Consider the following 12,548-nt stretch of genomic DNA (forward strand, 5'->3'; position numbering starts at 1 on the left):
TGGGGATGGGCGACGTGACTGGCGACGTGACGGACGACGTGACTGGCGGCGTGGGCGACGACGAGGCGCAGCTGCGGGCGCGGTTCGGCGTCCCGGATTCGGTGGCCTTAGGCGTCAACGACCTGGGGTGGATGCGGGTGTTGGCGGACGGGGACGTCGATAAGCAACTGGCGCGGGAGGGATCGTTTCGGATTACCGCGAAGCGGTTGAAGGCGCTCTCCCGCCGCGAGCCGCGGTTGATGGCCAAGCATGACTTTTCCTCCGCGCAGCCGTGGATTTTGGCCCAGCGGGGGCTGGCGGTGCTGCCGGTCAGCCGCAGCGAGTACGCGGTGGGGCCGTTCCCGGTGTTTGAGGATTTTCCTGCTGGGGACTCCCCTGGGGTTGGCCCCACGGACGCTCATGGTGCGGCGGTGCGCTACCGGCCGTTCCCGGCGCACTTGCGGTCGTTGGACTATTCCACGATTTCCAGTGAGGCGACGGCGCTCAACGCGGCGTTCGCGGCGGGGATCGTGGAGGATTTCCTGGGCTGTGGGCCGCTGACCCCGACGGTGTCCGGGCGCATGTCCACGCTCTCTTTTAGTGCCCGCTGCGGCGAGGCGGAGATTACGGTGAACAATGCCCAAATGGAGATCGACGGTGGCTACGAATCCGCGGAATTGTTGTGCCTCGTGGAGGCCAAGAATCACCTCTCGCGGGACTTCAACATCCGGCAGGTCTACTTCCCCTACCGGCGCTTTGCGGACGCACTGAACAAGCCGGTGGTGCCGGTGTACGTGGTCTACTCCGACGGGCTGTTTCACCTGTACCGCTACGGTTTTAGGGACCAGGCGGATATGAGCTCCATCGAGCTGGTCGACGCCGCCGTGTACGCGCTCACCGACGAGGCGCTCAGCCTGGACTCGGTGCGCGCCATCCTGGCGGCCACCCCGGCCGAACCGGAGCCCGCAGGGATTCCTTTCCCGCAGGCCAATAGCTTCGCGCGCATCATAAACTTGGCCGAGCGGCTTCTCGACGCCCCGCTGACCAAGGAGGACATTTACACGAGCTTCGACTTCGACAGGCGCCAGGCCGACTACTACGCGACGGCGCTCGAATACATTGGTCTGGCCGAGTACGCCGACGGGGAGCTGCACCTGAGCGCTGCCGGGGAGCAGATAATGGCCGCCGGTTCGCGCGCGGCGCGGCACACGGGGATTCTCGGGCTGCTCGCGCGGCGAAGCGTTCTTCACGACGCCCTCGGGCTCATGGTGCGCGAGGAACGCTGCCCTACCACCGACGAACTCGCGGGTTTCATGGCGGCGGCCGGGCTGGGGCTGAGTGAGTCGACGATGTGGCGCCGGGCGCACAGTATGGTGGCCTGGCTCCGCTGGGTATGGCAGGCGTGTGCTCAGCCGCCGCTGACGCTGCTCTAGTGCCCGCTATCCGCCGATGAAATGGCGCGCACCGTTGACGATGAGCGCGATAGCCACCACGGTGAAGAAGATGCCGGAGCCCACATCGATCCACGGCCCGGCGCGCAACAACGTGCGGCGCACCCGCTCAGTAGACACCACCGTGGCGATGGTGGCGAACACCATGAACGAACACACCACCACCGCGAGGATGACAACAAAGGCGGTGCCCAAGCCGACGTCGGCAGGCAAAAGCGGGGCGATGATGGCGAGGAAGAACAGGATGGCTTTGGCGTTGGCCAGATTGGTGGCTAAGCCGGTGCGAAAAGCGTTGCCGGTGCTGCCGAGGCGCTCCGCGGCCTCATCCACGGTTGATGGTGGGTTGGCGAACGTGGCGCGGGCGCTGCGCACCATGCCGATGCCCATGTAAACCAAGACGAAACCGCCGATGACCTGCACCGCGTTGAGCGCGTCGGGGAAGGCGGCGATGACCGCCGCGGCACCGAAGACGGTCAGTGAGCACCACCAGGCCACCCCCAGGGTGATGCCAGCGACGGCGGCGAGGGCGTGGCGGCGGGACTTCGTGGCCAGGCGGGTAATGAGGACGATGTCTGGGCCAGGTGTCACTGCACCGGCGATGTTGAGGGCGACGATCGTCGCGAGCTGCGACCAGGTCACGCGGTGGCGTCCTTGTCCCAGCGCGTGACGAGGTCCTCGCGGCCGAACATGCGCGCGGAGTCGATGGCGCTGGGCTGCCCAGCGTGCGGGTCCGCGCCGGCGGCGAGCAGGGCCTCGATGACGTCGTCGTTCTTTTTAAACACCGCGCCGGCGAGTGGCGACTGCGCGCGATCGTTGAGCAGGTTCACGTCCGCGCCTGCCTCCGCGAGCTGGCTCACGAGCTCGGCGTGGCCGTTGTAGGCGGCGAGCATGACGAAGGACTGGCCCTCGTGGTTCACCAGGTTCGGGTCCACGCCGTGGCTAAGGTATTCCACCAGCGTGGCGTCGCCCTGGCGGGCCATATCGAACAGCCGACCTGCCAGCTCGTGAACGTCCTCGGGGATCTGGCTCTCGCTCATGGTTGCTCCTTGTTTTCCTGGTGCTCCTGCGTCATGCCGCTACGATGGCGGCGATTCTATTTGGCCAACATGGCGATGGTACGCACGGCGTCTTCGATGGCGAACTCGGGATCGCCGCCGCGGCCCTTGACCTGCGCGTCGGTTTCGGCCATGAGGATGACGGCCTTGCTCACGTTGTCCGCGGACCAGCGCCGGGCTACCGGCAGCGCCTTTTTGAGGCGGAAGGGGGCCATGCCCAGCTGGCCGGCCAGTTGATTCGTGTTGCCGCCGGAAACGTTGTACAGCCGGGCGATGTCGCCGACTTTGGAGGCGAGCGCCATGGACAGCACCACCGGGGACACGCCAAGTTGCAGGGCGCGACGGCAGGAGGCCACGGCGGCGGAGACGTTGCCCGCCACGGCGGCGTCCGCGATGTCCCAACCTTCGACCTCGGCGGTGCCGACGTAGTAGGTATGCACGGCCTGCGCGGTGACGTTGCCGTTGGTGTCCGCCACCAGCTGCGACACGGCGGAGGCCAGCTCCCGCAGATCGGAGCCGACCCCCTCGAGCAAAGCATTGATCACGTCTGGGGTGGGACGCACGCCGTGGGACGCGAACTCCCGGGTCAGCCACGGTCCGCGCTCGTTGGGCCACAGTTCATAGACCTCGTGCACGGTGGCGACCTTCTGCAGCTTGGCCAGCAGCTCCGGGGCCTTCTTGCGCTTCTTGAGTGCTTGCTGCGACGTGGCGAACAGCACCACCATGGTCATGCCGGGCATCGGGTCCACGCAGGCTTTGAGCAGCTGCGCGACGGCGTCCTTGCCGGCTTTCTCTGCCTCCTGGAAGACGATGACCCGGTTATCGCCGAACAGCGAGGGGCTGGTGGCCTCCACGATTTCGCCCTCGGTACAGCGTGCCGTGGACAGGAACGTCACCTCCGGTGCCGCCCCAGCTTCGTCGGCGACGGCCTTCTGGACCGACAGGCGCGCACGCTCCGCGAGGAACTCGTCATCGCCAACAATCAGGTGCACAGGAGGTACGGACATGCTGTTCATCTTAGAACCTCACCCCGCCCCCACGCACCCGGGCCTTGCGCACCTGCGCTCCCAGCCGCCGGGGCCGGTGCCGCGGACGGCCACGCATCCTCTACCGCTATGCGGAAGCCAGCTTCTGGTTGATGTAGGCGTTCAGCAAGACCCCCTCTGCTCGCGCAGCCAGTCACTCCGCACGGCACCAGTGGTACTAAAATTAGTACCACTTCCTCGTTGATTGTGAACGCGTTTGACATTCAGTTGCCCTCACCGCAAAAGTAAGCGGATGCGGCGTGAGTGCAAAGAGAATGCCGACCATCCAGGCATATGCGAGGAGCGCGGTAATGGGGTGCGCTGGAACGCTGGCAAGCGGCAGGCTGGACAAAACGGTGGCCACGGTGTGGATCCATTGCGCGAGCGGCTCCACGACGGCCAGCAGCGCGTTGGCCGCCAGCGTGGCGGCTGGGGCGAGCAGTGGGATGGGCAGCCCAGCCCCGACGACGCAACACACCACCGCGACCAGGCCCAGCACCGTCATCGGTGCAACCACCGGCGCCACGGCAAGGTTGGCCACCACGCCCACGAGAGAAACCTTTCCGCTCATCAACGCCACGATGGGCATCGTGGCCATGTCGGCCGCGATGGTGACCGCCGCCGCGCGGACTATCACGTCCGGAATGTGTACGTTCGCAGTACCACACAGAGTTGGGGCGTGCGCGGCGAGCCGCCCCAGCGCCTGGTGCAGCAGCGGGAACAGGACCACAATCCCAGCCGTCGCCACGACAGAGAGGGCGAAGGCAAAGTCAGTGGCCAGCTCACTGCGCCACAACACCAGCGCGATAATCGCCAGGCTGAGGGCATGCAATGGTGGTACCCGGCGTGAGCCGACCACCGCCACCAACCCCACGGCGCCCATCACGCCGGCGCGGGCTACTGACGGCTCCAGGCCTACGAGGAACACGTAGATTGCCAGCGCACTGAGCGCGGCAGCAAAGGTGATGCGCGGCCCCATCCCACACAGACGGCAGATGACCACCACGGTCACCGTCACCGTGGAAACGTTAGCCCCGGAAACAGCCGACAGATGCGCCAGGCCCGTGTCCACGTACATGTGTTTGTCCGCCGGGGTCTGGAGCGAGGTTTCCCCCAGCACCATCGCGGGAATAAGCCCCTCCGCGCCGGGCCCGGTGGCGGCGGCCACATGCTCGCTGAAGGTCTGACTTACCCACGCCGCGAACGCGGCGAGCCCCTCCGGACCCGAGGCACCGACTACGTCACCGCTCATGGGGCTGGCGCTACTGGCGCTCTCCGCGCCAGCAGGCTCGTGGAGACGCACCGCGAGGCGGGTGCCCGGTGGGCAGGGCTCGGGCACATCGCGTATGAACACTCCGAGGGTGTCCGGATTGCCGGGCGCGCGGGCGCGGAGGAACCAGCCGCCAGTGACCGTCTCAGTTGGTGCTTCGGCGACCACGAGGCTGGTCACGCCGCCGGGCGGCCGAATGTCGGCGAACGCCTCGGCTCTCCGGGCGCGGGCTGCCGCGCTGACAAGCCCGGCCACCCCACACGCGGCCGCGACGATCGCCTGCCCGCCGTGACGCAAGCCCGCGAGCGCCAGGACGGTGACAACGAGCAGGACCATGCCGGCAAGCGGGTGACCGGTACGCGCGCACCACGCGAGCGCCCACGTTGCCAGCGCCGGAACCACCAGTCGCGCCTCGCTCATACGGTGACCTCGCCCTCGAGTTTCTTGAACTTTGCGGGGCCAATGCCAGAGATATCCAACAACTCGTCGGCCGCACTAAACCCGCCTTTCTCCTCCCGGTGGGCGACGATGGCGTCCGCGGTCACCTCCCCCACGCCGGGCAGCGCCATGAGTTCCTCACGCGTCGCGCTGTTCAGGTTGACCTTGCCGTCTGTGCTGCCACTGCTGGCGGCGCTGCCGTTGGGCGCCCGCGGCGGTGGCGCGGGCGCCTCGCCGCGGGCGTAGACGCGGATTTGTTCACCGTCGTTGAGCTTCTGGGCGAGGTTGAGGCTGAGCGTGTCGGCCTTCTTGGTCGGCTGGGCCATGTCCAAGGCGTCGGCCACACGCGAGTTGGGTGCCAGGGTGTAGACCCCGGGGCGGTGGACCTCACCCACGACCGCGACGACGACTTCCGCGGTGGCGCTAGTGAGCTCGGGGGCACCGGTATTGGCATCGCCCGGCGCGGCCGCAGGGTGGGAGGGCTTGGTCCGTGCTGCCGAGGGCCGTGATGGCGGCGGGGTGGCCGGCACCCGCGGCGTCGTCACGCGCGCCCCACCATCCCCAGGCACCGAGGGCGACGGCCACGCAGACCGCCACGGCGATCGCCTGCGGGATCGGGATGTGCAGACGCGGGCGTGGGTAGCGCACGGCCAGCAGCTCCTCCTCACCCGTGGGTTGTGCCAGCGCGCGGAGGCGGTCACGCGCGACACCGATCACTTTGTCTCCCATGGCGTTGACACTAGGAGCAGGCCGCGTTAAAGCCGAGGTCAAAGTGAGGCGCCTGTGGAGAAGTCGGGGTTCAGGCTCCGGTTTGTAGCACGCCTGTGGAAAACTCCAGGATGGCCCTTGACTCCCCCGCCGCAGTGGTCTAGGGCGTTGTGTGGCGGTGACCTAGCGCCCTTGAGCGCGGGGTCTAGGACTCGTCGAGGGAGCTGAACACTACGGACACGCCAATGGCGCCGGTGCCGGCGTGGACGGCGAGCACGTCCACCATCTCCACCATCATGAATGACGAACCGGGAGGCAGTGCGCCCTTCAGCAGCTTCTGCAGGCGCACGGCGTCAGCCTCGGCGCCGCAGTGCTGGAGCGCGACGAAGACCGGCTGGCCGTCGCAACGCTCGGCGATGAACTCCACCAGCTTGGTAAAGGCCTTGGTCTGGGTGCGGGTCTTGCCCACCAGCTCCAGCTTGCCCCCGGCCACGCGCATGATGGGTTTGGTGGCCAGCAGCGCGGTGGAGAGCATGTCCGAGGGCGAGGACATGCGCCCCGACTTGCGGATGGCGTCCGTGTGGTCCAGGTAGACCCAGGTCAGCGCGCGTTCCAGGGTGTCCTTTGCGGTGTCGTAGCACTCGTCCAGATCCGCGCCGTCGAGCGCCAGGCGCGCGGCCGCCATCGCGGCGGCGCCTAAGTTCATGCCCACCGTGCCCGAGTCAATGACCCGCACGGTGCCGGGGAACACGCCGGAGGCACTCACGGCAGCGGACCAGGTGGAGGACAGTTCGCGGGAAAGGTGCAGCGCCAGCACGCCGTCATCACCGCCGGTGTTGCTGTCAATGCTGGAGCGCTCCAATTGACGGCCGTATTCCGCGGCTAGCTCCAAAGCGGTCACGCCCGAGGTGGTCTTGCCCTTCGCGTCCGCCTCCATGACGTGCAGGTCCACCACGGTGATACCCAGCTCGTCGATGATGTTGCGGGGCAGGCCCGCCGTGGAATCGGTGACGATCCTAACGCTCATTTCTGCCCCCTTTCCTTACACGTCAGCGCCGGCGCCGCCGGTGACCTTGGCGCCCATGTTCCAGCCGTCCAGGTACCACTGCGCGGCAGCGATCTGCTCGGCGTCGGTGGCGTCGAAGGCCAATGATGCCACAGGTTTGTCAGGGTTGAAGGAAGGCCGGGCGGTCAGCTGCGCCCAGTGGGTGTTCTTCAGCCCGGACAGCAGCCCGTACTGCGAGTACTCCAGGCCCAGGAGGTGGCAGGTCAACGCCGCGATGGCGCCGCCGTGGGCGACGATGAGCACGGCACCGTCCTCCCACTCAGCGAAATCCTGCATCGCCTCGTCGACGACAGGCCGGGCGCGCTGGGCGACGTCCACGCGGGACTCGCCCGCCGGGGGCGCCCAGGTGGGATCATGCCGCCAAATGGCGCGCAGCCCGGGGAACTGCTCATCCACTTCCGCGCTGCTCATGCCCTGCCACTGCCCCAGATCGGTCTCCCGCAGGCGAGCATCCACGGTGACGTCCAGGCCCAGGTGCTGGCCGACCAGTTCAGCGGTGTCGACGGCGCGGATGAGGTCGGAGGAAAGGATCTTGCGGATGCCCTTGTCCTCCAGGCGCTCGCCCACGGCCGCTGCCTGTGCGCGGCCCTCGGCGGACAGCTCGGTGTCCAGGTGACCCTGCATGCGCCCAGTCGCGTTATAGGTGGTCTGCCCGTGGCGGATCAGAAATAGCCGACGTGCCATGCGCGGTATTAGATCTCGTCCTCGTCGCCGGGGGCCTCATCGGCCAGCGGGATGTCGTCGATGGACTCCACGGAGTGGGTGTCCACGTCCGCGTCGGTGCCCCACTTGCCCGGGCGGGTGGGCGGCTCGATGCCCTCGATGTCTACGAGCGGGCAGTCGCGGTACAGGCGGTCCAGCCCGTAGAACTCGCGCTCGTCGTCGCGCTGGACGTGGATGACAATGTTGCCGTAATCAAGCAGCACCCAGCGGTTTTCGCGGTTACCCTCGCGGCGTTTGGGTTCGTGGCCTGCCTGGGTGAGCTCGTCTTCAATCTCTTCCACGATGGCGCGCACCTGACGCTCGTTATCCGCGGAGGCGACGACGAAGAGCTCGGAGATCGCCAAAACATCAGAGACGTCGAAGACCGCGATGTTGGTCGCGCCCTTTTCGTCAGCGGCATGCGCCGCGGTGGTGGCCATGGTGGCGGAGAGTTCAGCGTAGGACAATATCGTCTCTTCCTGTTTTGCGGGGTAACTTTCCTAGTTAACTCCCCTAGTCTTCCACGAACGCCCCTATTTTAGCTACTTTGCAGCCGTTTCGTTATCGGCGACGCTCTCGCGCGCGTACAGGGAATTCTTGGTGATGTACTGGACCACGCCGTCGGGGACGAGGTACCAAACCGGGCGACCTTCCTGGGCGCGCTCGCGGCAGTCGGTGGACGAGATGGCCATGGCCGGGACGTCGAGAAGCTCGACTTTATCCTGATGCACCTCGGGAAGCATGTCTTCGGTGAGCACGTAGCCGGGGCGGGTGACACCGATGAAGTTGGCCATCTCAAACATTTCTTCCCACTGGTGCCAGCTCAGGATGGAGCCCAGGGCGTCGGCGCCGGTGATGAAGAACAGCTCGGCGCCCGGGTAGAGCGCGCGGAGGTCTTTGAGGGTGTCGATGGTGTAGGTGGGGCCGCCGCGGTCAATATCCACGCGGGAGGTGGTAAACCGCGGGTTGGACGCGGTGGCAATGACGGTCATGAGGTAACGGTGTTCGGCCGGAGTGACCTGACGGTCCGCCTTTTGCCAGGGCTGTCCTGTGGGCACGAAGATGACCTGGTCCAGGTTGAACCTGTCCGCGACCTCGCTGGCCGCCACCAAGTGGCCGTGGTGGATGGGGTCAAACGTGCCACCCATAATTCCGATTCGCATTGCACTCACAAACGGCCAGTATAAGGCACCGGGCCTTCACGGAAACGGTAATTCCTTGCGGAAGCGGTAATCCGATTTGGAAACGGTAATTCCTTGCGGAAGCGGTAATTCGATTTGGAAACGGTAATTCCCTTGAGGGAATTACCGGGAGCGGTCGACGAAGCGGCCGAAGGCGTCGGAGACGTGGTTGTCCCACGGGGAGGACTGCATGAAGTAGCGGCCGTGGGTGCCGCCGCGGGTCTCGATGGCGTTTTCTACCGTCTGGCCGGTCATGTTGCAGATGGAGTCGTGCGGCAGGCAGTAGTTGACGCGGTTGCGGGTCGCGGCCAGGGACTTGGAGTTGTTCGGCAGCATGCCAATCACGCCGCCGCCAGCGGTGCGGCGGGCGCCCACGTTAGCCGGGTCGTCGCGGTGGGTCATGGGGTTGCCGAAGTACACGGCACCGGCCAGCTGACCGCGGTTGGCCAGCTCCTGCTCGTGTTCCGCGGTGACCATCGCGCCCTGGGAGTAGCCCATGAGGATGTAGTCCGGCTTGCAGCCGGTGCGACGCTCGTAGTTCTCGATGGCGCGCATGGTGCCGGAGCGGCCGGCCTGGACGCTGCGGTTGAACTGCTGCGCGGCGGAGATACCGGAGCGCGCGAGCGGGGCCACGACCTTAGAGATAAGCGCGGAGACCTGCTGCTTGGCCACGGTGCCGGAAATCTGCGGGGTGTCGTATTCCGGGAAGGAGGCCGGGTAGTACTCCGGGGCCAGGCCCATGACGTAGACGTCCTTCATGAGCGAGCGGCCACCGTGGGTGGCCTGGTAGCGGTTTTCCGCGTGGCGGAAGAAGGCGCGGAAGGTGACGGACTCCCAGCCGTTGGAAGCCCGGCCGCCCTGATTGGAGTACCAGGTGGGGTAGATTCCAAAATTCTGGCCGGAGCCGCGGGCCACGACGGCCACCACCGCGGGGCAGTGCCCGGGCTGGGCAGCGGCCTTCGGCGGGGCGACGAGCATGGTGGCTACGGTCAGTGCTGCGACGATGGCGGCGACGAACGCGAGGGCGGAGCGGCGAATGCGATAAGACAGGAACTGCATGAGGGTCAACGGCCTTCCCGGAGAGTGTTCTATAAGCCGCCAGTCAATCTATCCCGTTCCCGCCATCGCCGCAGCACAAACGGCATTTTTGTAAACTACTGTGACTATTGTTTTCAGTGGGGCATATTTCGGGTGTACCCCACTCCCCTTACGGCCGCAGGTGCCCGTTGCCCTGGAGGATCCACTTGGTGGTGGTCAGCTCCGGCAGCGCCATCGGTCCGCGCGCATGGAGCTTCTGCGTGGAGATGCCGATCTCCGCGCCCATGCCGTACACCTCACCGTCCGTAAACGCCGTCGACGCGTTCACCATCACCGCGGCCGCGTCCACCTCCTGGGTAAAGCGCTGCGCCACCGCGATGTCCTGGGCCGCGATCGCCTCCGTGTGCCCGGTGCTCCAGCGCGCAATGTGCGCAATCGCCCCGTCCACGCCGTCGACCTCCGCGGCGCGGATGTCCATGGTCAAAAACTCCTCACCCCAGGACTCCGGCGTGGCGTGCGCAATGCCGTCCACCCCGAGGTGCACAAGCTTGTCGACGTCCCCGTGCACCCGCACCCCAGCGTCCTGCAACGCCCGGAGGACGCGAGCCTTGGCGGCCGTGTCCAACGCGGCGTCGAGAAGCACGCACTCGGTGGCATTACACACCGACGGCCGCCGCGTCTTGCCGTTGATAGTCATGGCGATGGCCGCGTCCAGGTCAGCGCTGGCGTCGATGTAGAGGTGGCAGTTGCCGGTCCCGGTCTCAATGGCGGGCACCGTCGCGCCCGTCACCACGGCCGCAATGAGCCGCGCGCCGCCGCGCGGAATGACCACGTCCACCAGCCCGCGGGCGGTGATGAGGTCGGTGACCGAATCGTGGGTGGCACACGGCAGCAACTGCACGCCCTCGCGGGGCAGATCATGCTCCGCGAGCACGCCCTGCAGGACCTTCACGAGCGCGGCGTTGGAATGCTTCGCCGACTTCGAACCGCGCAACAGCGCAACGTTACCGGCTTTGAGAGCCAGCCCAAAGGCGTCCACCGTGACGTTGGGGCGCGCCTCGTACACCATGCCCATAACACCCAGCGGGACGCGCACCTGCTTCATCTCAATGCCGTTGGGCATGGTGGAACCGGTAAGCACCTCCCCCACGGGATCCTGCAGCCCAGCGACCTGACGCAAGCCACCAGCGATGCCGGCGATGCGGGATGCGTCCAAGCGCAGGCGGTCGACCAGATGCTCCTGCATCCCGGCCTCTTCCCCGGCGGCGATGTCCCGCGCGTTGGCGGCGAGGATATCGTCCGCGGCGGCCTCCACCGCGTCGGCGGCGGCACGCAGGATGGCGTTCTTTGCATCGGTGCGCAGCCGCGCGAAGGTCGGCGCAGCCTCCTTGGCGGCGCGAGCCTTGGCCAACACCTCTTCGCGCTCCTGCGCGCGATCCTGAGCGCGGACCGCGCTCGCCTCGGGTTGGTCGGTGGTGGTGTGAGTGGCTGTCATGAAAGGACATACTACTGCGAGCGCCGTGCAGCCGCGGGCGTTTTACGTATGGTCACCCACCGGTGGTGTGCGCTAGTAGCCCTCACCCGGCGCGATCTCGGTGGGCATGGTCTCCCCGCGCAGATAGGCTACTGCGTTGTCCACGAAGACCTGCCCCACATGGAAGCGCGCCACGCGGTGCGAAGCGCCAATATGCGGCGTCATGGTGCAATTGTCCAGGTCCCACAGCGGGTGGTCGTCCGGCAGCGGCTCCGGGTCCATGACCTCCAGCCCGGCGCCCGCGATGGCACCGGAACGCAGCGCCTCGACGAGAGCGTCGGTGTCCACGGTCCGCCCGCGTCCGACGTTGACGAACAGCGACGTCTCCGGCATGGCGGCAAACTGCTCCGCGCCAATGAGCTTCTCAGTCTCCGGGGTAATGGGCAAGACGTTGACCACCACATCAGCCTCCGACCACAGCTGTCGGCCACGGGCGTCGGCTGAGCTGAAGTCCATGGCCTCGTCGATGGTCACGGTCTCGAGCGCGCCAGGCACCGGGCGACCGGACCTATTGACGGCCACGACCTCGGCGCCGAAAGGGTCGAGCATGCGCATGAGCTCCTGGCCGATGCCGCCAGCGCCGAGGATAAGGATGCGGCGGTTCTGGTACAGCCAAAACTGCTTGGCGTCCTGCTCCCAGCGCTCTGAGAATTTCCGGGTACGCGCGATCTCCACGTGGCGATGCCCCTGTGACAAGATAAAGCCCAGCGCCATCTCCGCCACTGGTTGAGCGAAAGCCCCGGCGGTGTTGGCCCACCGCACCGCGGGGGCGTCGGAAGGCGCGGGAGTATGTGTGGCGTCTGCAGGCGCGGTGCCGGCGCTATCCGACGCCGCGTAGCCCGGCATCACCCCAGCCTCGATGAGCGCTTCGACGCCGGTGAAGCAGTGCTGCACCCACTTCACGGAACTGGGCAGCTCGGCGGGGAAATTCTCCGCATTGCCGCCGGTGTAGACGAAGGCCTCGGCGTCCTCGAGGGCATCGACCCGCTCGAGTTCCAGGCCGCTGTCTTTGTGACGCTCGGCGAGCTCGGTGATGTCGGCGATGGTCTCTTCCCACTCAAAAGGTCCCATGAAGTACTTCATGGCACCCCAGTGTATCCA

The 12,548-nt window shown here is 66.7% G+C and carries 14 protein-coding genes; 1 reads left to right on the forward strand and 13 read right to left on the reverse strand.

The features are described from left to right. Nucleotides 1-5: 5 nt before the first annotated feature. Nucleotides 6-1,412: a type II restriction enzyme gene (locus H0194_RS03020; protein WP_246389034.1), complete on the forward strand. Its 1,407-nt coding sequence runs from the start codon at nt 6-8 to the stop codon at nt 1,410-1,412. Nucleotides 1,413-1,418: 6 nt separating this feature from the next. Here the strand turns inward: H0194_RS03020 and H0194_RS03025 are convergent, their stop codons facing one another. From H0194_RS03025 to H0194_RS03080, 13 genes are all read right to left on the reverse strand, one after another. Next, complete coding sequence (locus tag H0194_RS03025) at nt 1,419-2,069, reverse strand: LysE family translocator (protein WP_185176385.1); 651 nt, start codon at nt 2,067-2,069, stop codon at nt 1,419-1,421. Then, complete coding sequence (locus H0194_RS03030) at nt 2,066-2,467, reverse strand: ankyrin repeat domain-containing protein (RefSeq protein WP_185176386.1); 402 nt, start codon at nt 2,465-2,467, stop codon at nt 2,066-2,068. The genes H0194_RS03025 and H0194_RS03030 overlap by 4 nt, the downstream gene beginning before the upstream one ends. Before the next feature lie 56 nt (nt 2,468-2,523). Continuing rightward, a complete protein-coding gene (holA, locus tag H0194_RS03035; protein WP_185176387.1) occupies nt 2,524-3,492 on the reverse strand; it encodes a DNA polymerase III subunit delta in 969 nt (322 codons plus the stop codon). Between the two features lie 202 nt (nt 3,493-3,694). After that, nucleotides 3,695-5,200 carry a ComEC/Rec2 family competence protein gene (locus H0194_RS03040; RefSeq protein WP_185176388.1) on the reverse strand — a complete coding sequence of 502 codons (1,506 nt, stop codon included), beginning with the start codon at nt 5,198-5,200 and terminating at the stop codon, nt 3,695-3,697. Beyond that, nucleotides 5,197-5,613, reverse strand: coding sequence for a ComEA family DNA-binding protein (locus tag H0194_RS10950; protein ID WP_246389035.1), 417 nt, complete (start codon nt 5,611-5,613; stop codon nt 5,197-5,199). Before H0194_RS10950 ends, H0194_RS03040 begins: the two co-directional genes overlap by 4 nt. A 28-nt stretch (nt 5,614-5,641) precedes the next feature. Beyond that, nucleotides 5,642-5,947 (reverse strand): hypothetical protein, encoded by a 306-nt coding sequence (locus H0194_RS10955; protein WP_246389036.1) that lies wholly within the window; start codon nt 5,945-5,947, stop codon nt 5,642-5,644. 184 nt (nt 5,948-6,131) lie between these two features. Then, nucleotides 6,132-6,953 (reverse strand): DegV family protein, encoded by an 822-nt coding sequence (locus H0194_RS03050; protein WP_185176389.1) that lies wholly within the window; start codon nt 6,951-6,953, stop codon nt 6,132-6,134. A 15-nt stretch (nt 6,954-6,968) separates the two neighbouring features. Next, entirely contained in the window at nt 6,969-7,676 is a 708-nt protein-coding gene (locus H0194_RS03055) for a histidine phosphatase family protein (RefSeq protein WP_185176390.1), read from the reverse strand. A gap of 8 nt (nt 7,677-7,684) precedes the next feature. Beyond that, nucleotides 7,685-8,134 (reverse strand): ribosome silencing factor, encoded by a 450-nt coding sequence (rsfS, locus tag H0194_RS03060; protein WP_185176849.1) that lies wholly within the window; start codon nt 8,132-8,134, stop codon nt 7,685-7,687. Between the two features lie 102 nt (nt 8,135-8,236). Next, entirely contained in the window at nt 8,237-8,857 is a 621-nt protein-coding gene (gene nadD / locus H0194_RS03065) for a nicotinate-nucleotide adenylyltransferase (RefSeq protein ID WP_185176850.1), read from the reverse strand. A 141-nt stretch (nt 8,858-8,998) separates the two neighbouring features. Further along, complete coding sequence (locus H0194_RS03070) at nt 8,999-9,934, reverse strand: cutinase family protein (protein WP_185176391.1); 936 nt, start codon at nt 9,932-9,934, stop codon at nt 8,999-9,001. 148 nt (nt 9,935-10,082) lie between these two features. Further along, nucleotides 10,083-11,408, reverse strand: a complete 1,326-nt coding sequence (locus H0194_RS03075) for a glutamate-5-semialdehyde dehydrogenase (protein ID WP_185176392.1) — start codon at nt 11,406-11,408, stop codon at nt 10,083-10,085. A 72-nt stretch (nt 11,409-11,480) separates the two neighbouring features. Further along, nucleotides 11,481-12,530 carry a D-isomer specific 2-hydroxyacid dehydrogenase family protein gene (locus tag H0194_RS03080; protein WP_185176393.1) on the reverse strand — a complete coding sequence of 350 codons (1,050 nt, stop codon included), beginning with the start codon at nt 12,528-12,530 and terminating at the stop codon, nt 11,481-11,483. Nucleotides 12,531-12,548 lie beyond the last annotated feature (18 nt).

Source organism: Corynebacterium incognita (assembly GCF_014217255.1).
GTDB classification, from domain to species: Bacteria; Actinomycetota; Actinomycetes; order Mycobacteriales; family Mycobacteriaceae; genus Corynebacterium; species Corynebacterium incognitum.